The sequence below is a fragment of the Luteimonas deserti genome (assembly GCF_013425765.1).
Lineage (GTDB): Bacteria > Pseudomonadota > Gammaproteobacteria > Xanthomonadales > Xanthomonadaceae > Luteimonas > Luteimonas deserti.
This window is the reverse complement of sequence record NZ_JACCJZ010000019.1, coordinates 122,729-141,726: the sequence shown is the minus strand read 5'-3', so window position 1 is coordinate 141,726 and position 18,998 is coordinate 122,729. Positions and strand designations below refer to the sequence as shown.

Below are 18,998 nucleotides of genomic sequence, written 5' to 3'. Positions count from 1 at the left end.
GATGGCCCTGCCCGGGGCCCGCCCCCGGCCCGGCCGGACCGCACGGTTTGATTGCAGGTTAAGCCGGTCCAGCGCACGATCCGGAGACGTCCACATCTGCCCGGCCATCGCCGGGCCCGGAGACCGACATGCGATTCCGTACCGCTCCACTGCTGCTCGCCGCGGCGCTGAGTGCGATTGCCGCCCCCCTGCTCGCCCGTAACGACGTCACCGATCCCGAACATCCCCGCCAGCTGGCCGGAGACAGCCTCGTGGCCGTGCAGTGGACCGATCCGGCTGCGTTCTCGGACCTGCGTTTCAGCGGCAACCGCTGGGAAGCGCGACGCGGCAACTGGGTCGCCCAGATCGCCGAGCACGTGCGGCGTCGGGCGGAACGCGAACTGCCGGCAGGCGCCACGCTCGACGTGACCATCCGCGACATCCGGCGCGCGGGCATGTACGAACCCTGGCGCGGCACCCAGCTCGATCACGTGCGGATCATCCGCGACCAGTATCCGCCGCGGATCGATCTGGCCTTCGTGCTGCGCGACGCGTCGGGCAACGTCATCGCCGACGGCGAGCGCGAACTGCGCGACATGGGCTTCCTCAACCGTCCCAGCGCGACAATGAGCAGCGATGCGCTGCGCTACGAAAAGCAGCTCATCGACGACTGGCTGCGCCGCGAACTGCGTACGCCGGTCGCCGCACGGGACTGACCCCCGCAGACACTCCGGAGGCCGCGCACTGCGCGGCCTTTTTTTCGCCTGTCATCCTGGCACCGACGGGCACCGCCGTGGCGCGGCGTGCGCGGCCTTCGACCGCGTTGCATGCGCGCGAATGCTCTTCACCGCGCGCGTCAGCGCACCACGTCCAGGAAGTGCATGTGGCGCTGGTACTGGTCCAGGACATCGTGGATCAGCCCGTCCTTGCGCCAGCCCATGACGTCGTACTCCTGCCCGCCTTCGCGTAGATGGACCTCGGCGCGGTAGGACTGCGCGTCGTCCGCGCGACGCCGCCGCGGATCGTCGAGCATGAAGGTCGGCGGCGCATACGGCACCGGCCGGACGGAGTAGAAGAAATCCATCTCTTCGCCGTGCCCCACCTGCAGCCAGATCCGGCCGTCCTCGCCTTCGGCCACCTCGACCGGCAGCGACTGCTTGCGCAGCTCGGCCGCCACGTCCTCGAATGCGGGCCGCACCTGGGACTGCAGGAACGCCAGGACCTCCTTGCGCGAGGCGTGATGGGCGAGCGCGCGCAGGCGTGCCTGCCAGTCGCCGCCGCCAGTGGCCACGGGCGCGATGCGGGCCTCGCGCACCGAGCGGCGCTTGACCAGTTCGAGCTTCATCGCCCGCACCATGCCCCAGCACATCAGGATCATGACCACGGTGAACGGCAGGGCGGACGCGATGGTGCCGGCCTGCAGGGCACCGAGCCCGCCGGCGATCAACAGCGCGATGGCGATCGCGCCCACCAGCACGGCCCAGAAGATCCGTTGCCACACGGGCGATTCTTCCTCGCCCTTGGACGAGAGCATGTCGATCACCAGCGCGCCCGAGTCGGCAGACGTGACGAAGAAGATGATGACCAGCAGCGTCGCGACCGCCGAGGTCAGCATCGACAGCGGATAGTCCTCGAGGAACTGGAAGATCGCCACCGAACTGTCGGCCGACACCGCAGCCACCAGCTGGGTGGAGCCTTCCACCATCACCTGGTAGAGGGCGCTGTTGCCGTAGATCGTCATCCACAGAAAGGTGAAGCCCAGCGGCACCAGCAGCACGCCGACCACGAATTCGCGGATGGTGCGTCCGCGCGAGATCCGCGCGATGAACATGCCCACGAACGGCGACCAGGCGATCCACCAGCCCCAGTAGAACAGCGTCCAGCCGCCCAGCCAGCCGGTCGGCTCGTAGGCGTAGAGGTTGAAGGTCATCGCGAACACGTTGGAGATGTACATGCCGGTGTTCTGCACGAAGGCCTGCAGCAGATACACCGTGGGGCCCATCGCCAGCACGAAGACGAGCAGCGCCACCGCCATCACCATGTTGAACTCGGAAAGCCGGCGCACGCCGCGGTCGAGGCCCGCGAAGACCGAGCCCGTGGCGACCAGGGTGATCCCCGCGATCAATGCGACCTGCACCCCGACGCCGACCGGCGCGCCGAACAGATAGCTGAGGCCGGAATTGATCTGGATCACGCCGAGGCCGAGCGAGGTCGCCAGACCGAAGATCGTGCCGAGCACTGCGAACGTGTCGACCGCATGACCGATCGGGCCGTGGATCCGTTCACCAATCAGCGGATACAGCGACGACCGGATGCGCAGCGGCAGCCCGTGGCGATAGGCGAAGTAGGCCAGTGACAGTGCCACCACGGCGTAGACCGCCCAGGCGTGCACGCCCCAGTGGAAGAAGGTGATGCGCATCGCCTGGCGCGCCGCCGCGACCGTCTGTGCGTCGCCGATCGGCGGTTCGACGTAATGCATGATCGGCTCGGCGACGCCGAAGAACATCAGCCCGATGCCCATTCCAGCCGCGAACAGCATCGCGAACCAGCTCCCGTAGCGGTAGTCGGGCCGGCTGTGATCGGGCCCCAGGCGCAGGCGCCCGAAGCCGCTGACCGCCACGCACACGATGAACACCAGGAAGCCGGCCACGCTGAGCACGGTGAACCAGCCCGCTTCCTCCGCCACCCAGATCTTGGCCGCGTTGAACGAGGCTTCCGAGGTGTCCGGCGCGATGAAGGACAGCGCCACCAGCACCAGCACGATCAGTGCGGAGGGCACGAAGACCGGCGTGAGGATACGGGAGTGCCAGCGTGCGGCCGGCGGAGGCGGCGCGGCCGGCGTTCGGGGTTCGCTCATGGGACATCCTTCGCTGCGGGACGCGGCCTGCGCAGCGTGCGCCGCCGGCAGGCCCGTCCGGGTGAAACCGGCGGTCCGGCCGGCAGGGGTCGCGCACGGCACCGCTGGGGCCGACGTGCGATCAGAAGTAGAAGCCGAGGTTGACGTTCAGCCGTGAATGCCAGCCGTCGTTGGCCGGATCGCGTACGCCGATGCCCGGACCGCCGATGAACCACATGTTCTTGCCGGCGATCCAGTCGATGTAGGTCAGCATCCGCCCCTTGCCGAGACTGCAGCCGGTGACGTTCTGGATCGACTCGCGCAGACCGGGATCACGATCGACCGGCAGCGTGGCGCTGGCATTGCTGTAGCAGGTGATGCTGCCGAACCAGCCGGTGCGCTGCACCGCCCAGGCGACGTTGAGCGTCGGCACGTCCGCCTCGGTTGCGATTTCGAACGGAACCATGAAGGCCGACATGGCGATACGGGGTTCGGGATTGGCGTAGCGGTAGCGCGCCCACTGCGCCTGCAGCGTCAGCGGGCCGCGCACCCATTGGCCGTGGACCGTACCGCCGGTGTGCGCGTGCGTGCCGCCGTCGATGCGGTTCTCGATCCGGCCCGCGAACGCCGACGCGCCCCAGGTCGTTTCCCGGCCGCTCGCTCCGCTGCCGTGCTCGTAGCGCACGATCCCGCGCGTGCGTTCTCGGTACGGCAGATCCTCGATGGTCGCGACGTCGAAGGAGTAGCGGTCGAACTCGGCGCCAGTGCCGTACTCGTCGCCGGCGAACACGCCCGCATGCCACCGATGCGCGCCGGACTGCCTCTGCCACACCACGCCGAGGTCGTAATCGTCCTCGATTCCGAGGTAGTAGCCCGAGCCGAACCAGAAACTTTGCGACGCGGTCGGCAGCAGACCGAACGGCACCTGCTGGATGCCGACGCGGACGTCGGACGAGGCGCCGCCCGGGGCACGTTCGATCGCCCAGCCCGCATAGGCGTGATGCACCGCATCGAAGCCGTCGTACCAGCGGTACTGCAGGGATGCGAACAGCGGGCCGGCGTTGCCACGTGCGTCGATGCGGACGAGTTCGGGCTCGACGCCGCTGCTGCCGCCGTAGTCGAGCCATGCGTAATTGAAGCGCACCGCGCCACCGAGTTCGAAAGCGGCAGGCGCATCCGTCGTCCCCTGCGCCGACGCTGCAGGCATCACGGTCACCAGAACACCGAACATCCCCCACACTGCACCACGCGGAATCACGACGGTTCTGCCCTCCTCGAGCCACTCGAATATGTATCAACGGCCGGCCATCCTGACGGCCGGGCTGCCTCCGAACTCCGGCGAGCGCGCTGCACCACGAAAACAGCCTGCAAATGCGGCATCCGGTCGTTCCGGCCGCCGTCGTGGGACGCATCCGTCGCACCGGGCACGGGCGTCGCAAGGGCCGATCAACGCTGCGCGTCCGGCGAGCACGCAGCGCGGCAGGCGCGGGCTATGATCGCGGCGCGACGATGAGCTCGATGTGCAGGCGACGTATGACGGTCTATGTCGACGATGCGGTCCACCCGTGGCGCGGCGAACGCTGGGCGCATCTGCTCGCCGATACGCTGGAGGAACTTCACGCCTTCGCGGCAGCGCTCGGACTTCCGCGGCGCGCCTTCCAGGATCGCGCCAGTGGCGCGCACTACGATGTCACCGCCGCGCTGCGGGATCGCGCGATCGAGCTCGGCGCGACGCCGATTTCGCGGCATCGCGACCGGGCCCTCGTGCGGGCGGTGATCGCCCACGCCCGGCGCCAGGGCCGCGGCGAGGCCTGCTGAGCCTGCGAGCCGGCATCGGGCGCATCTTCGGCGGACACGGCGCGACCCGCCGGTGGAGATGAAGCCACGACCGCGCAGCGGTATCCTTCCAGCGTTTCCACGCAGACCACGCCCCCATGTCCGATACACCGCCCGACCGCCTGTCCAACGATCCGCGCAGCCCGCACTACGACGCCGCCGCGATGAACCGCGGCATCGGCATCCGCTTCAACGGCACCGAGCGTCGGGATGTGGAGGAGTACTGCGTCAGTGAAGGCTGGATCCGGGTGGCCGCCGGTCGCGCGCTCGATCGCCGCGGCCAGCCGCTGACGGTCAAGCTGCGCGGCACCGTGGAGCCCTATTTCCATCTCGACGCCTGAGCGGGGACGCGCCCATGCAGTACCTGCTGTTGATCTACACCGACGATGCGCTGCTGGGCGATCTGGCCGAGGGCGAGTTCGACACGCTGATGCGCGGCTGCCTGCACAATGCCGACCGGCTGGCGTCACAGGGCACCCTGATCGACACCCGTCAGCTCGAGCATGCGACGACCGCCAAGACCGTCCGCAGCCGCGACGGCAAGGTCCAGGTGCTGGACGGACCGTTCGCCGAGACCAAGGAGATGCTGGCCGGTTTCAACCTGATCGAGGCCGACAGCGAAGACGAGGCCCTTCGCATCGCGCGCGAACTGCCCTGGGCGCGCACCGGCAGCATCGAGGTCCGTCCGGTCCGCGATCTCGACGCGGTGCGCGCGCGCGTCGGCGCATAGGGCGGTCGCGCCGCGGCACCTCTCGAGTCCCGCGTGGTCGACGGCCACGGATCGATACAGGTGCGAGCGCCACGGATCGACGCATGCCGCGGCGACGGCGGGCCCGGTACCGTGCGCCGCCGCGGAACTGGATCCGGACATCACTCGACGATGCCGCCTGTCCGGGGCCTGCCGTGCCATCCGAGAACGCCGCATGCGCATGCGCTCGATCGAGTGCCGGCGAGCCTCTTTGCAGGACCGTCGAGCCGGGTTCGGGCAGACCCCACCCCGTGGATTCGATCGCGGCACACGAAGGCCGGGAAGATCCTGCCGGCGGCATGCGGATGAAGCGCGGCGTCGCCCGGCGAGTAGACCTCCAGCATGCGACCGGCACGGGCGCTGCCGCCTGCGGCGGATGTGCGAAGCGGCCACGCCGGGCACGGCTCGCGCAGGCCAGACGGCGCGCCGGCCCGCACGGCGTCGAGGGACGGGCCGGCGCCTCTCAGCCGCGCGCGATCTGCGAGGTCTCGTGGGCGCCCGCGTCCTGCTGGGGCGCGTGTGCCTGCGCGGCCACAGGCGCGAGCTCGGCGCGCGCTTCGGCCACGCGCGCCGCGAACGCATCACCGGTGGACGAGGCCCGCAGCTGGTCGAGTGCGGCCCGCGCGCCGTCGCCTCCGGGCTGGATCGATTCGAACAGCCGCTGCACGTCGGCATGGCGACTGGGGTCGGCGCGCGCGGGTGTCGCATGGCCGGCGCCACGGTCCGTGCCCGGCACAGCCCGCTCGCGCTCGGCGGGTGTCCCCGCCGGCACGGGCGGATTGCGCGCTCGATCGAGCGCGTCGATGACGCCGCCCACGACTCCACCACGACCGATGAACGTGGCGGCACCGCGCAGGCCGCCGATGTCGCCCCGGTAATCCTCGATCACCCGGCTGTTTTCGTCTGCGCGTCGGCGCATCGCCGGATCGGCCAGCGCCGAGACATCGCGGCGACCCTCGCCATCCACGGGCAGGAAGTGATGCATGCTGTGCGAGCCGCCGTTGGCGATGGCCGCGGCCACGGGCATGTCCCGGCGCAGCACATCGAGCACGGGATTGGCGTGGTAGCCGGCAACGGACAGACGGTTGATCTCCGATTGCGCCGCGTACACCACCACCTTGCCGTAATGCGGGCTGGCGGCGCTGACCGCGTCTCCGGCCATCACGTGGTTGGTCACCCGAGTGCCGCCCTCCGGGATCCTTCGATCCAGGCTCGCCGCGCCATAGGCGTTGAAGGTTTCGCCGCGCAGGTCGAAATGATGCGCCGTGATCTGGGCCAGGGTTCCGCCGAGCGAGTGGCCGGTGACCGTGACCTCACGTGGCGCCGTTCTGTCCCGCACGGCATCGCGCTGGGCCATCTCGATCGCCGCGCGCGTCAGCGCCACGGCATCGGCCGCCTGCGCATTCGTCCTGGCGAAGACCATCCCGCCATCCGCCACGACGCCGTCACGGAACGCTTCCCGCCCGAACTCGGTGCCGCGGTGGGCGACAACGAGATCACCGCTGCCCATGTGCTGGTAGATCGTGCCTTGATAACCGCTCGCGGGATTATCCGTGTGGCTGCGGATCGTGTAGCGCTCACCGTTGATCTGGACGTCCTTGCCGACCAGGGTCGCCAGGCCGACGCCGCCCCGATCGTAGGTATGGTCCGCGAGATCGGCGAACCGCTGGGACGGACCGCTCATGGACGCACCGCCTCGCTCCGGAGCTGGATGGAGAAGAGCGCCTCATCGGCGAGATCCGCCGGCACACGCTCGCGTCCTGCGATTCCCAGGTCTGAATAGTTGGCGGGCGAGGTTTGCGGATAGCCCTCCTTGAGGAAGTAGAAGTCCACGGTCTGCTCGGGCGAGGCCTCGTGCGCCGAGAGGCTCGGCAGGAAGATCGTCTCGCCATCGGCGCCGGTCGCGCGCAGGTGCACGCGCGTGCCCATCCACTGCCAGACACACGTGCCGCGGCCGTGGTAGTCCTCGTCGAGCATCGCATCGGTATGGAAGGTGCCCACCCAGGCACCGTCCGCGTCGCGCGCCAGCGGGATCTCGAGATCCATCGTCGGCACCGGCGATTGCCGCCCTCCGGGATTCGAATCGGGGGGCGGCAGGCACTCGCGGTTCTGCACGTCGAACTGGGCCAGGGCGACGATGGACCCGAACGGACCGGGTGCATCGTCGATCCGCATGGTCAGCCGGTAGGCCTGTTGCGGGGCGGGATTCTGGCGGTATTCGGGAGACGCACTCGTGGTCATGGTCGGGCTGCAGGCAAGGAGGGAAAGGGGCGCCAGCGCGACGGCACCGGCGGTGGCCAGCGCGCGCAGGGCGGGGCGGGTGCGCGGCGTGGGCGCGCTCGGACTCTGTCGGGGGATGCGGGTCATCCAGCGGTTCTAGAAGCCGACTCCCGGACGGTCAAGTCGGGAAACACCGCGTCGGCCATGGACTGTGACCGCGGTGGGGCCCGCTCAGAGCCGTCCGTCGCGCTTGACCGCCAGATAGCGCTCGACCAGCGCGCCCGGAAGTTCCGGCCCGGTGACGTCGAGCACGGTGATCCGGTGATTGCGCAGCGCGTCATGGGCCGCCCGCCGCTGGGCCAGATAGCGCGCGGTGGCGCCGACGCGGACGGCGTCGTCATGGTCGCGCACCTCGGCGTCGAGGACCTCGTCGAGGGCGCGTTCGCGCAGCGAGGCCACGATGACCAGGTGCCGCCGCTGGAGCATGCGCACGGCGGCGAGCACATCTTCGATGTCCTCGTCGCGCAGGTTGGTGACGAACATCAGCAGGCCACGGCGCCGCTGGCGCAGCGACAGCTCGGTGGCCGCAGCCAGATAATCGGTGGCCACCGGTTGCGGCTGCAGGTCGTAGCTCACCCGCAGCAACGCATCGACGGTGCCCATGCCACGCTGCGGCGCCATCCAGCGCGATTCGCCGCCGGTGGCCAAGAGCCCCACCGCGTCGCCCTGGCGCAGCGCCAGATACGAGACCACGAGAGCCGCATCCAGCGCATGATCGAAATGCGACAGGGTGTCGTCCTGGGCGAGCATCCGCCGGCCGGTATCGAGCACTACGACGAGCTGCTGGTTCTTCTCGTCCTGGTATTCGCGCGAGATCAGCTTGCGCGCGCGGGAACTGGCTTTCCAGTCGATCTGGCGCAGGCTGTCGCCTACCCGGTACTCGCGCATCTGGTGGAAATCGGTGCCCTCGCCGCGACGCCGCTTGATGTGCGCACCCACCAGACGCGAGGCGCGATCGGCGCCGAGCAGGGCCAGGCGGGTCAACGGCGCGAAGTTGGGAAACACGCGCACGCGTCGCGGCGCACCGGCCATGCGCGACTGCCACCACAGACGCAGCGGCGACCGCAGGCGCAGCTGGACGCCTTCGAACACGGCCTCGCCGCGCGCGGTCGGACGCAGACGGTATTCGACTTGGCTCACCGTGCCCGGCGTCAGCCGAACCCGGCGCGGCAGGCCCTCGGCCTGCCAGGCCGGTGGATGCAGGTCGTGGACATCCACGCGCTGTACTCGGCTGGCCTCGATCCGCAGCGCGACATCGCGGGCCACGCCGATCGGCCAGGCCTCGGGCATGACCCGGGCGACGTCGGGGGTGGGTTGGCGCACCAGTGCCACGAGGTCGGCGATCGACAGCAGCAGCAGCATGGTCCCGATGCCCTGCCAGGGCAGGACCGCCGGCGCCCACAGCGATGCGGCCACGCCCGCCAGGCCCCAGACGACGAGCAGCGCGACGAGCGGCGAGGCGGGCCTCATGCCGGCATCCCGTCGACGTGGCGGCAGCGCCTCACCGGCGCGGCGCTTCGACCTTGGCCAGCAGGGCCTGCAGCACCTGGTCGGTGCTCTGGCCCTCGATCTGCAGCTCGGGTGCCAACGCGATGCGATGCCGCAGGGCCGGGGTGGCGATCTCGCGGACATCGTCTGGGGTGACGAAATCGCGGCCGGCCAGCACCGCGTGTGCACGTGCCGCGCGCACCAGCGCGAGACTGCCGCGCGGGCCGGCCCCGAGCGCGATGCCCGGCCAGCGCCGCGTGGTCGCGGCCACGCGCACGGCGTAGTCGATCACCGCCGCGTCCACCACCGTCGTCGCCGTGCCCTGCTGCAGGGCGACGATCTCGCCGGGCTGTAGCACCGCACGCAACTGCGAGAGATCGAAATCCGAGGCGACCTTGCCGCCGCTGATCGCGGTCACCATCGCCACCTCGTCGACATGCTCCGGATAGTCGATCAGCACCTTCAACAGGAACCGGTCGAGCTGCGCTTCGGGCAGCGGATAGGTGCCCTCCTGCTCCACCGGATTCTGAGTGGCCAGGGTCATGAACGGCGGCGGCAATTCGAAGCTGTGCCCCTCGATGGTGACCTGCTGCTCCTGCATGGCCTCGAGCAGGGCGGACTGGGTCTTGGCCGGCGCGCGGTTGATCTCGTCGGCCAGCAGCAGGTTGGTGAAGATCGGGCCGCGGCGGACGACGAACGACTCGCTCTTGGTGTCCCACACCGCATGACCGCTGACGTCGCTGGGCATCAGGTCGGGGGTGAACTGCACCCGTGCGTAGCCGCAGCCCAGTACCGCCGACAGCGCACGCACCAGCAGGGTCTTGCCGAGCCCGGGCACGCCTTCGATCAGTACGTGGCCGCCGGCCAGCAGTGCGACCAGGATCTGGTCGAGCACGTCGGGCTGGCCGATGAAGGCCTTGGCGACCTCGTCCCGGACAGCGGCCACGCGCTCTGCGAGGGCATCGCCGGTGATCGGGGCGGTCGGGGGTGCGGGCAGTTCGGTCATAGTCGCTGTCTCATCTGGATCAGTCGGGCGATCCGCTGGCGGAAGCCCGCGGCATCATCGGGTCGAGGCGCCTGAAGTGCATGGCGCACGTCGCGGGGCGGCAGTCCGGTGCGCGCGGCGATCGCCTCGACGCCGGCATCGCCGTCCAACGCCGCCGCGAGCGGATCGCGGCGGCGCAGACGCTCGAAGAACGCGGTACGCACCGCGTCGTAGAGCACGGGGGCGCGTCCGTAACGCACCATGTGCTCGCCGCTCGCGCGCACGTGTTCGAGCAGCGCGCGACGCGCGACCGCCGGCGACGGGATCCGCGGTCCGAAGCGCTGGGTGCGCAGCCACAGCCACGCCGCGAGGGCCAGCAGCAGTGGCCCCCACGCCATCCAGCCGCGGGTGAGGATCGACAGCCAGAGCGGCGGCACGCTGGCCGCGTAGACGAGATGCATCGTGCCCTCGCCCCAGTTCGGCGCGAGCACCTGCCGGGCGAGGATGTGGTGCGGCGCCTCGCGCAACGCGTCGTTGAGGAGGAAATCGAAGTCGGCGAGCACGTCCACGCGGCCGGCGCCGTGCACGAGGCGCGCATACACCAGGCCGTGTTCACCGTTGTCACCCCACAGCCGCTCGGGTGCCTGGCCGACCAGGAGGAACCGCTGCCCCGCGCAGAACTCGACGTGCGACGACTGCCCGGGGATGACCAGCGGCGCGCAGCGCCCACGACCTGCGACCGGACGCACGCCGAGCCGCTCCAGCAGACCCCAGGGACGTGCCAGTCGCTCCCGCGCGCTCGGCGCCGGCGTCCGCACCAAGAGGTGGCCGCCGGCGTCCACCCAGTCGAGCAGCCGTTCGACATCGGCCGGCGTCGTGGTGTCCGGGCTGCCCAGCATCAGCACCGTGTCGCGTGGACCGAGTGCGAGACCGGAGCGCTCCAGGCGGCGGCGCGATTCGGCCGGCACGCCCGCTGCGCGGAGCGATTCGCGCAAGGCGTACAGCGGGTTGTAGGCCGCCTCGCCATGCGGGGGAATCGGCACGCTGTCCTCGACGCGCTCGTGGGTGTGCAGGAACCAGCCCACGCCCCCCGCGACCACCGCGGCTCCGAGCAGCGCGAGCGCCAGCGTCATCGGCCAGCGCATCAGCGGGCCCAGCCGAAACGCGGCGCCAGCGTGGCGAGCAGCGCCTCGAGTCCGGCATCGTCGGGCAGGCGCTGGCCGTAGGCCGCGCGCTGCCAGACCCGCACCATCTCGGCGAACGCGCCGCGGTCGGCGGGGTCGGGCATGCGTCGCGAGGCGCGCAGGCACTCCGCCTCGGTGGCGCCCGGCACCAGATGGACGTCGGCGCGCCGGGCCATCGCCTCGACACTGCCGCGGTAGAGCAGCGCCAGCGCGCGCCGGCGCTCACCGGCCTCCCACAGCTGGCGCACCGCGGCCACCAGTGCGTCGGGCAGCGCCTCGGGCAACGGCGGCGCGTCGCTGACCCGCACTTCGCGTTCCTCCGGCGGAGACACCAGCACCCCGCGCATCCAGGGCCACCAGCGGCGCGCCGTGAGCGCCAGCGCCAGCACCAGCAGGCCGAGCAGGATCCACAGGCCGAACTCGACCAGCAGGGCGAAGGTCCGGGCGATGGCCGCGAGGACGCCGGCGTTCGGCGTAGACGCGGCCTCGGGTGTCCGCGCCTCGCGATCCTTGCGCTGCCAGCGCACCACCGTCCGCGAGGACCCGAGCAGCGGATCGGCATAGGCCTGCTCCACGGCGCTCGCGAACCGGGGATCCTCGACCGGCTCACCGAACACGGCCGGCAAGGTGGGTTCGCCGCGCGACTCGCGCGCGGCACGTGCAGCGCGCGCACCGGGCGTCCAGGTCGTCGTGGGGGCGGTCTGCGCGCCGTCGGCCGCCCCGGGCATCTCCCGCCCGGGTGTCTGCGCGTGTCCGCCGGGAGCGGCGGCCAGCAGGACGGACACCAGCACGAGGCCCGCCAGCGACGCGGCGGTCGGCTGCAGCCGCGCCCGCAGGCGCCGGAAGGCGATCTCGAGGTCCCAGGCCTCGAGATGGGTGCGCCGGTTGAGGTAGAGACCGAACCCGGCGCCGACCTGGAACGGCGCGACGGCCGACACCGCCAGCCAGATCGCCAGATTGCCCAGCAGCTGCACCCAGCGCGGCGGATGCTCGGACATCAGGGCCCACATCGCACGCGCGGATTCCGACAGCAGCTCGGTCGGAACGAACAGCAGCACCAGCAGCAGCTGCGACATCGCCAGCGTCAGCACGAAGACATGACCGATGGCCGTCAACAGCAGGGCGTGCCCGCCGACGCCGTCCACCACCACCCGGCGCCGCTGCGCCAGCTGCGGCCCGCGCACGCCTTCGAGCAGCGCCACGGGCATCGCCACCGCGCGCCACGGGCTGAAGCGTCGCCAGGTGAGATAGCCCAGAAGCGGGCGCCAGCCCCAGTCCACCTGGGCGCGCACGGTCTGTGCGAGCGTCGGCGCCGCGCCGAAGACCGCGCGCGACAGCACGAACAGGGGAACCCGGTCGAGCAGCGGCAGCAGCCACCACAGCAGCAGCATCGGCAGCCACATGCGGTCGAGCCACCAGCCCACTGCGTTCAACGCGGCGAACAGCGGCAGCGAGACCAGCAGCCAGGCCCCCCAGATGCCACGGGCGTGCCGCCGGACCAGCGCGTTGCCCAGCTCCATCGCCTCCCAGCCCGAGCGGGGGCGCAGTTCCACCTGCACGGTCTCAACGCGCACCGGCCAGCCCTCGCCCGCCGCGCCACAGCCACAGCAGCACCAGCACCCACAGGGCGCCACCCACGCTGAAGCGCACCGGATCGGGCACGGCCGCGTTCGAGGACCAGAACGCCTCGACGAATGCCGCGAACACCAGCATCGCGAAGATGCCCAGGCACAGCAGTCCACCGTCTCGCCCGGCCTGCACCAGCGCGTCCACCCGGCGCAGGCGTCCGGGCGCGAGCAGGGCCAGGCCGAGCCGCAGCCCGCCTGCGCCCGCGATCACGATCGCGGTCAACTCCGGTGCCGAATGTCCGACCACGAAGCGCCAGAACGGACCGCCGTGACCGATCGCCTGCAGGTGGCCGGCGATCACTCCGAAGAAGGTGCCGTTGAAGATCAGCACCGCGATCGTGCCGACACCGGCGAGCAGGCCGCTTGCGAAGGTGCGGAAGCCCAGGCTGACGTTGTTCCAGACATAGAACCCGAACATCTGCATGTCCGACTGCGCCTCGCGATTGCCGCTGTGCCGCGCCACGTCCGGGTCGTACATCGTTTCCATCTCGCCCAGCTGCTGCGGCGACAGCACGCCGTAGGCCAGCTCCGGCGAGTGCAGCACGAGTCCGTAGAGCATCAGCATCGGCAGCGCGAACAGCGCCAGCGACGCCCACAGGCAGCCGCGCTGCGCCCGCACCAGGCGCGGAAACCCCGCCATCATGAACTCCAGCGCGCGCCGCCAGGGCGGCGGCGGCGGCCGGTAGAGCAGGTTGTGGCCGCGCTGCATCAAGGCCTGGAGGCGGTGTGTGACCTGGGGGCTGTAGCCACGTCGACGCGCCAGCGCCAGCTGCTGGCACAGCCGCCGGTAGTGCGACGGCACGTCCTCGTCGGCGATGCCCTGCCACTCGCGCCGGGTGGCCCGGGCGCGGCGCGGACTGGTCTGGCGCGCATCGAGCCAGCGCTCGAAGGCGTCCCACTCGGCCGCATGCCGCGCAACGAAGGTCGCCTGCTTCACGCGCGCCGCCCGAGCAGCCAGTTGCCGATGCCCAGCAGGCGCATCACCCCGGCCTCGCCGCGAGCGCCGCTGACCGGCGCCACGATGTCGGCCAGTTCCTGCCTGCGGGCTTCGCTCAGCAGGTGCGCGCGCTCGGCGAACCCGATCACCGCGAGCTGCTCATGGGTCTGCAGCGGCGTGCCGGGCACCAGCGGCGCAACGGCGAGCGCCTGCATCTGCACGGCGTGGCGCGGCGCGTGGATCACCAGGGTGCCGGCGACCATGTCGCCCAGACGCCGGCTCCACGGATCGGCGAGGCTGGCGACCAGCCCCGCGCCGTAGCCGAACGGCAACATGTCGACCACCCGCATCAGGTTGCGCACGAAGCTCGCCATCCAGCCGATCGGCGCGCCGTCGGCCGACACCACGCGCAGCGACAGCGCGCGCTTGCCCGGCGTCTGACCGTCGTAGAGCGCCTCGAACGCGACCGGATAGCCCCAGACGATCAGGAACAGCACCACCAGGTAGAGCCCGGCCCCGAAGCGGCCGAGCATGCCGAAGAGCATCAGCGCCAGAAACACCAGCGCTCCGCGGATCACGAGGTCGATCAGCCACGCCGCCGCCCGCGGCACCGGGCCTGCCGCGGGCAGGCGCAATGCGACGCCCTCCGGCGTATGCACCTCGCGCACGGTATCGAGCATCAGGCGGTACGCTCCCGTTCGATCATCCCCGCGTCCACACCCATAGCGTCTCCGTGTCCATGCCCGCGCGCGCCTGCCGCTCAGCCCGCCTGCGCCGCGAGATACTCGTCCTTGAGCCGCACGTAGTGCCCGGCGCTGTAATGAAGACCCTCGATCTGGGCGTCGGTGAGTCGCCGCACGCAACGTGCCGGGCTGCCCACCCACAACTCGCCCTCGCCCACCTCGCGGCCCGGCGGCACCACCGCGCCGGCGCCGATCATCGCGTGCCGCCGCACGACCACCCCGTCGAGCAGGATCGCGCCCATCCCCACCAGGACGGTGTCCTCGATCGTGCAGGCATGGATGATGGCCTTGTGGCCGATGGTGACGTCGTGGCCGATCACGGTCGCGAATCCGCCGAGTTTGGCGTGCGGACCGGCATGGCTGACGTGGATCACGCTGCCGTCCTGCACGCTGGTGCGGGCGCCGATGCGCACGTGGTTGACGTCGCCACGGATGACCGTCGCCGGCCACACCGAGACGTCGTCGTCGAGCACCACGTCGCCGATCACGCTCGCGGCCGGATCCACATAGACGCGCGCGCCGAGCTGCGGCGCGGTGTCGCGATAGGGTCGCAGGTTCATCGCGGCAGTATGCCCGGCTGCGCCTGCCGAGGGCACCGCCCCCCGCCTGCACGCCACCGCGGGGTGCGCTGGCTAGACTCGGCCGATGACCGATCTCCCGACGCCGCCCGACGCCCTGCCCGCCACGCTGCAGACCCTGCGGACGGCCTGGCAGGCGCGGCGCCCCGACGCCGCCCAGCGCCGCGACGATCTGGCCCGTCTGCGCGCCGCGCTGCAGCGCCGTCTGGACGAGATGGCCGGGGCGATCTCCGCGGATTTCGGCCATCGCTCGCGCCACGAATCGCTGATCGCCGACGGCATGACCGTGCTCGCCGACATCGACCACCTGCGGCGCGAGTTGCGCGGCTGGATGCGCCCCCGGCGCGTCGCGGCGGGCTGGCGGCTGTGGCCGGCGCGTGCCCAGCTGCGCTCCGTGCCGCTCGGGGTGGTCGGGGTGATCGCGCCCTGGAACTATCCGGTGAACCTGGCGCTGATCCCCTTGGCCACCGCGATCGCGGCCGGCAACCACGTCTACCTCAAGCCCTCGGAACACACCCCGCGTACGAGCGCGTTCCTGGCCGCGCTGCTGGCCGAGGTCTTCCCGCCGGAGCGGGTGGCCGTGGCGCTGGGCGATGCGGATGTCGGCGCCGCATTCGCCGCGTTGCCGTTCGACCATCTCGTGTTCACCGGTTCGACCGCCGTGGGACGCAAGGTCATGGCCGCCGCCGCGCCGAATCTGACCCCGCTGACGCTGGAGCTGGGCGGCAAATCGCCGGCGATCGTCTGCCCCGGCCACCCGCTCGAAGCTGCCGCCGCGCGGCTGGTCAGCGGCAAGCTGTTCAACGCCGGACAGACCTGCATCGCGCCGGACTACGTGCTGGTGGATGCGGCACGCCGCGACGCCCTCGTCGAGGCGCTGCGCGCGGAGGTCGCCCGGCGCTACGCCGATCCCGCCGGGCGCGCCGACGACTACACCCACATCGTCAGCGCCGCGCAGTTCCAGCGCCTCTCCGGCCTGCTCGAGGATGCCCGCGCACGGGGCCTTGACGTGCTGCCGCTGCTGGAGATGACCGGCGCGCGCGCGTTCCCGCCGACGCTCGTCGTCGACCCCGGCGACGAGGCGGCGGTGATGCGCGAGGAGATCTTCGGGCCGGTGCTGCCGGTGATCGGCTACACCTCGCTCGACGCGGCGATCGACTCCGTCAACACGCGCGAGCGGCCGCTCGCGCTGTATCCCTTCGGCGACCGCGCGCAGGTGGAGCACATCCTCGCGCGCACCGTGTCCGGCGGCGTCACCGTCAACGACACCCTGCTGCATTTCGCCGCGAACCGGCTGCCGTTCGGCGGCGTCGGCGCCAGCGGCATGGGCGCTTACCACGGTCGCGCGGGCTTCGATTCGATGACCAAGGCGCTGCCGGTGCTGTGGCAGCCGCGGATCGCCGCGACCGACTGGCTGCGCCCGCCGTACGCACGCATCTCCGCACTGATCGAGCGGATGGTGCGCTGAGTCGGTTCAGCGCGGGCCGGCACGTTCCAGCAGGGCGCGCGCCGAGGCCCGCGCCGCCTCACGCACCCGCGGCAGGTCCACGCCGACCAGTTCGCCGTCGTGCTTCACCAGGCGTCCGTCGACGATCACCGTGCGCACATCGGTCGGCGCGGCGGAATACACCAGCAGCGCCGCGGGGTCGCCGCCGCCGAACCCGGCCATCTGCAGCGAACCGGGCGCGATCACCTGCAGATCGGCACGCTTGCCCGGGACCAGGGTGCCGGTGACCGCGCCGAGGCCGAGCGCATCGGCGCCACGCCGCGTCGCCAGCTCGAGCAGCGCCCGCGGAGCGACCGCCGTCTCGTCCCGCGCCCCGCCGCTCCAGGTCAACGCCGCCAGGCGCATGGCCGCGAACATGTCGCCACAGCCTGCCAGGGCATTGCCGTCGATGCCGAGGCCCTGACGCGAGACGCCCTCGAAGTCGTCGAGCCGGGTCAACCCGTAACCCACGCGGTGCTCGCTGACCGGCGTCAGCGACAAGGCCCCGCCCGCGGCTTCCAGCGCCTGCAATTGCACGGGCGTGGCATCGGTCGCGTGCACCAGGCTGAGGGCCGGATCGAGCAGGTCACGCGCGATCAGGGCATCGAAGATCGGGCCCGGCTGGACGCTGACGTGCACCTGCACGGGAAGGCCCAGCGCACGCGCCACTTCGCGCTCGCGGTCGCGCATCGCCCAGTTGCCGGCGTCGTCGAGATCGCGCGGCAGCCGCCATGCGAGGCCGAGTCGCACCCGTGCTGCCTGGTCACGCGCGCCGGCCAGGGCGGACAGATGCGCGAGATCGATCGGCTGGCGGGTGCTCTTGTCCGGGCCGCCGTAGTACAGCACCGCGCGGATGCCCGATGCCTCGAGCGCGGCGAGGCCGGCCTCGCCGTGGGCGGGCGAACGCACGTTGTCGAAGAAGTCGCCGGTGGAGGTGATGCCGCCGTCGAGCAGTTCCAGTGCCCCGAGGTGCATGGCGATGTGCACGTCGTCGGGCGTCATCACCGGCGACAGATGCTCGGCGACATCGAAGTAGCGGCCGTCGGCGTTGCGGAACTGGCCGCGCATCGTGGTCGTGTAGAGGTGCGAATGGGTGTCGACGAACCCGGGCAGCACGTACGCGCCCGCCGCGTCGATCACCCGTGCGTCGCCTGCGTCGAGGTCCGGCCCGACCGCGACGATGCGCCCGTCACGGACCAGGATGTCGGCGCGGGGAAGATCGCCCGTCGCGGCGTCCATGGTCAGGACGTGCCCGTTGCGCACCAGCAGCGCGCCCCCGTCCGCGCCCGCTGCCGCCGATATCGACGCGAGCAGAACGCAGGTCAGCCACACACGTATCGCTCGCATCGGATGCACTCGGGCCATGCCACGGGGTGCCCAGCCTCGCGCATTGCCCGTGCAGGCGGCATCCACACCGCGTCGGGCGGCGCACCGGGCCGCGCCCCGTACAATCGCGCCCTTGCCGGAACTGGACACCCGTCGATGAAGATCGCCAGCTGGAACGTCAATTCGCTCAACGTGCGACTGCCGCACCTCGAGCAGTGGCTGCGCGACGCCCGACCCGACGTGGTGGGCCTCCAGGAAACCAAACTCGAGGACGCGAAGTTTCCCGACTCCGCGCTGGCCGCACTGGGCTACCGCAGTGTGTTCGCCGGACAGAAGACCTACAACGGCGTCGCCCTGCTCGCGCGCGACCGCGCGATCGAGGCCGTGCAGGTCGGCATCCCCGGGTTCGAGGACGAACAGAAACGCGTGATCGCCGCCACCATCGACGGCGTGCGCGTGGTCAACCTCTACGTCGTCAACGGTCAGGACGTGGGCACGGACAAGTACGCCTACAAGCTGCGCTGGCTGGCGGCCGTGGAGGCGTGGCTCGAGCACGAGCGCCGCGCGCACCCCGACCTGGTGGTACTCGGCGATTTCAACATCGCGCCGGACGACCGCGACGTGCACGATCCCGCGGTCTGGAACGAAAGCCACATCCTGACCTCGGCGGACGAGCGCGCCGCGCTGCAGCGTCTGCTCGGCCTCGGCCTGCACGACGCCTTCCGGCTCCACCACACCCAGGGCGGCATCTTCAGCTGGTGGGACTACCGCCAGGCCGGCTTCCGTCGCGATCTCGGGCTGCGGATCGATCTCACCCTGGTCTCCGACAGCCTGCGCGACCGCGCGGTCGCTTCGGGCGTCGACCGTGAGCCCCGCACCTGGGACCGCCCCAGCGACCACGCGCCCGCATGGGTGGAGCTGCGCCGCCGCGACTGACCTGCCGCGGCGCGCGGCGCGGCGGCCG

Annotated in this window: 18 protein-coding genes; 6 read left to right on the top strand and 12 right to left on the bottom strand. The window is 71.2% G+C overall.

Features of this window, described 5'->3' with window-relative positions; translation table 11 throughout:
* Positions 1–128: 128 nt before the first annotated feature.
* Complete coding sequence (locus H0E82_RS12215; RefSeq protein WP_180545738.1) at positions 129–695, top strand: DUF3016 domain-containing protein; 567 nt, start codon at positions 129–131, stop codon at positions 693–695.
* 140 nt (positions 696–835) lie between these two features.
* Here the strand turns inward: H0E82_RS12215 and H0E82_RS12210 are convergent, their stop codons facing one another.
* Together H0E82_RS12210 and H0E82_RS12205 are read right to left on the bottom strand one after the other, a co-directional pair.
* Complete coding sequence (locus tag H0E82_RS12210) at positions 836–2,836, bottom strand: BCCT family transporter (RefSeq protein ID WP_180545737.1); 2,001 nt, start codon at positions 2,834–2,836, stop codon at positions 836–838.
* Positions 2,837–2,957: 121 nt separating this feature from the next.
* Positions 2,958–4,046, bottom strand: coding sequence for a hypothetical protein (locus tag H0E82_RS12205; RefSeq protein ID WP_235974299.1), 1,089 nt, complete (start codon positions 4,044–4,046; stop codon positions 2,958–2,960).
* Positions 4,047–4,348: 302 nt separating this feature from the next.
* On the opposite strand from H0E82_RS12205, the gene H0E82_RS12200 reads away from it, so the two are divergent.
* The 3 genes from H0E82_RS12200 (at position 4,349) to H0E82_RS12190 (ending at position 5,381) form a co-directional block, all read left to right on the top strand.
* The gene (locus H0E82_RS12200) at positions 4,349–4,633 is read left to right on the top strand and encodes a DUF4031 domain-containing protein (protein ID WP_180545736.1); all 285 of its coding nucleotides are present in this window, start codon (positions 4,349–4,351) and stop codon (positions 4,631–4,633) included.
* 116 nt (positions 4,634–4,749) lie between these two features.
* Complete coding sequence (locus H0E82_RS12195; protein WP_180545735.1) at positions 4,750–4,992, top strand: DUF3297 family protein; 243 nt, start codon at positions 4,750–4,752, stop codon at positions 4,990–4,992.
* Between the two features lie 14 nt (positions 4,993–5,006).
* Positions 5,007–5,381, top strand: a complete 375-nt coding sequence (locus tag H0E82_RS12190) for a YciI family protein (protein WP_180545734.1) — start codon at positions 5,007–5,009, stop codon at positions 5,379–5,381.
* Positions 5,382–5,862: 481 nt separating this feature from the next.
* Here H0E82_RS12190 and H0E82_RS12185 read toward each other — a convergent pair whose 3' ends face one another.
* The 9 genes from H0E82_RS12185 to H0E82_RS12145 form a co-directional block, all read right to left on the bottom strand.
* A complete protein-coding gene (locus tag H0E82_RS12185; protein ID WP_180545733.1) occupies positions 5,863–7,083 on the bottom strand; it encodes a Tle-like phospholipase domain-containing protein in 1,221 nt (406 codons plus the stop codon).
* On the bottom strand, positions 7,080–7,766 hold the full coding sequence (locus tag H0E82_RS12180) for a hypothetical protein (protein ID WP_180545732.1): 687 nt from the start codon (positions 7,764–7,766) through the stop codon (positions 7,080–7,082). The genes H0E82_RS12185 and H0E82_RS12180 overlap by 4 nt, the downstream gene beginning before the upstream one ends.
* 84 nt (positions 7,767–7,850) lie before the next feature.
* Entirely contained in the window at positions 7,851–9,149 is a 1,299-nt protein-coding gene (locus H0E82_RS12175; protein ID WP_180545731.1) for a DUF58 domain-containing protein, read from the bottom strand.
* Positions 9,150–9,180: 31 nt separating this feature from the next.
* A complete protein-coding gene (locus H0E82_RS12170; protein WP_180545730.1) occupies positions 9,181–10,173 on the bottom strand; it encodes an AAA family ATPase in 993 nt (330 codons plus the stop codon).
* Positions 10,170–11,297: a DUF4350 domain-containing protein gene (locus H0E82_RS12165; protein WP_180545729.1), complete on the bottom strand. Its 1,128-nt coding sequence runs from the start codon at positions 11,295–11,297 to the stop codon at positions 10,170–10,172. The genes H0E82_RS12170 and H0E82_RS12165 overlap by 4 nt, the downstream gene beginning before the upstream one ends.
* Positions 11,297–12,910, bottom strand: a complete 1,614-nt coding sequence (locus H0E82_RS12160) for a DUF4129 domain-containing protein (protein WP_180545728.1) — start codon at positions 12,908–12,910, stop codon at positions 11,297–11,299. The genes H0E82_RS12165 and H0E82_RS12160 overlap by 1 nt, the downstream gene beginning before the upstream one ends.
* Positions 12,900–13,901 carry a stage II sporulation protein M gene (locus H0E82_RS12155; protein WP_180545727.1) on the bottom strand — a complete coding sequence of 334 codons (1,002 nt, stop codon included), beginning with the start codon at positions 13,899–13,901 and terminating at the stop codon, positions 12,900–12,902. The genes H0E82_RS12160 and H0E82_RS12155 overlap by 11 nt, the downstream gene beginning before the upstream one ends.
* Entirely contained in the window at positions 13,898–14,581 is a 684-nt protein-coding gene (locus H0E82_RS12150; RefSeq protein WP_180545726.1) for an RDD family protein, read from the bottom strand. Before H0E82_RS12150 ends, H0E82_RS12155 begins: the two co-directional genes overlap by 4 nt.
* 80 nt (positions 14,582–14,661) lie before the next feature.
* The gene (locus tag H0E82_RS12145; RefSeq protein WP_180545725.1) at positions 14,662–15,204 is read right to left on the bottom strand and encodes a gamma carbonic anhydrase family protein; all 543 of its coding nucleotides are present in this window, start codon (positions 15,202–15,204) and stop codon (positions 14,662–14,664) included.
* An 85-nt stretch (positions 15,205–15,289) separates the two neighbouring features.
* Here H0E82_RS12145 and H0E82_RS12140 point away from each other — a divergent pair, with 85 nt between their 5' ends.
* Positions 15,290–16,690 carry a coniferyl aldehyde dehydrogenase gene (locus tag H0E82_RS12140; protein ID WP_180545724.1) on the top strand — a complete coding sequence of 467 codons (1,401 nt, stop codon included), beginning with the start codon at positions 15,290–15,292 and terminating at the stop codon, positions 16,688–16,690.
* 6 nt (positions 16,691–16,696) lie between these two features.
* Here the strand turns inward: H0E82_RS12140 and H0E82_RS12135 are convergent, their stop codons facing one another.
* On the bottom strand, positions 16,697–18,055 hold the full coding sequence (locus H0E82_RS12135; protein ID WP_219338530.1) for an amidohydrolase family protein: 1,359 nt from the start codon (positions 18,053–18,055) through the stop codon (positions 16,697–16,699).
* Positions 18,056–18,190: 135 nt separating this feature from the next.
* Between H0E82_RS12135 and xth the strand changes: the two genes are divergently transcribed.
* Entirely contained in the window at positions 18,191–18,970 is a 780-nt protein-coding gene (gene xth, locus H0E82_RS12130) for an exodeoxyribonuclease III (protein WP_180545722.1), read from the top strand.
* Positions 18,971–18,998: the final 28 nt, after the last annotated feature.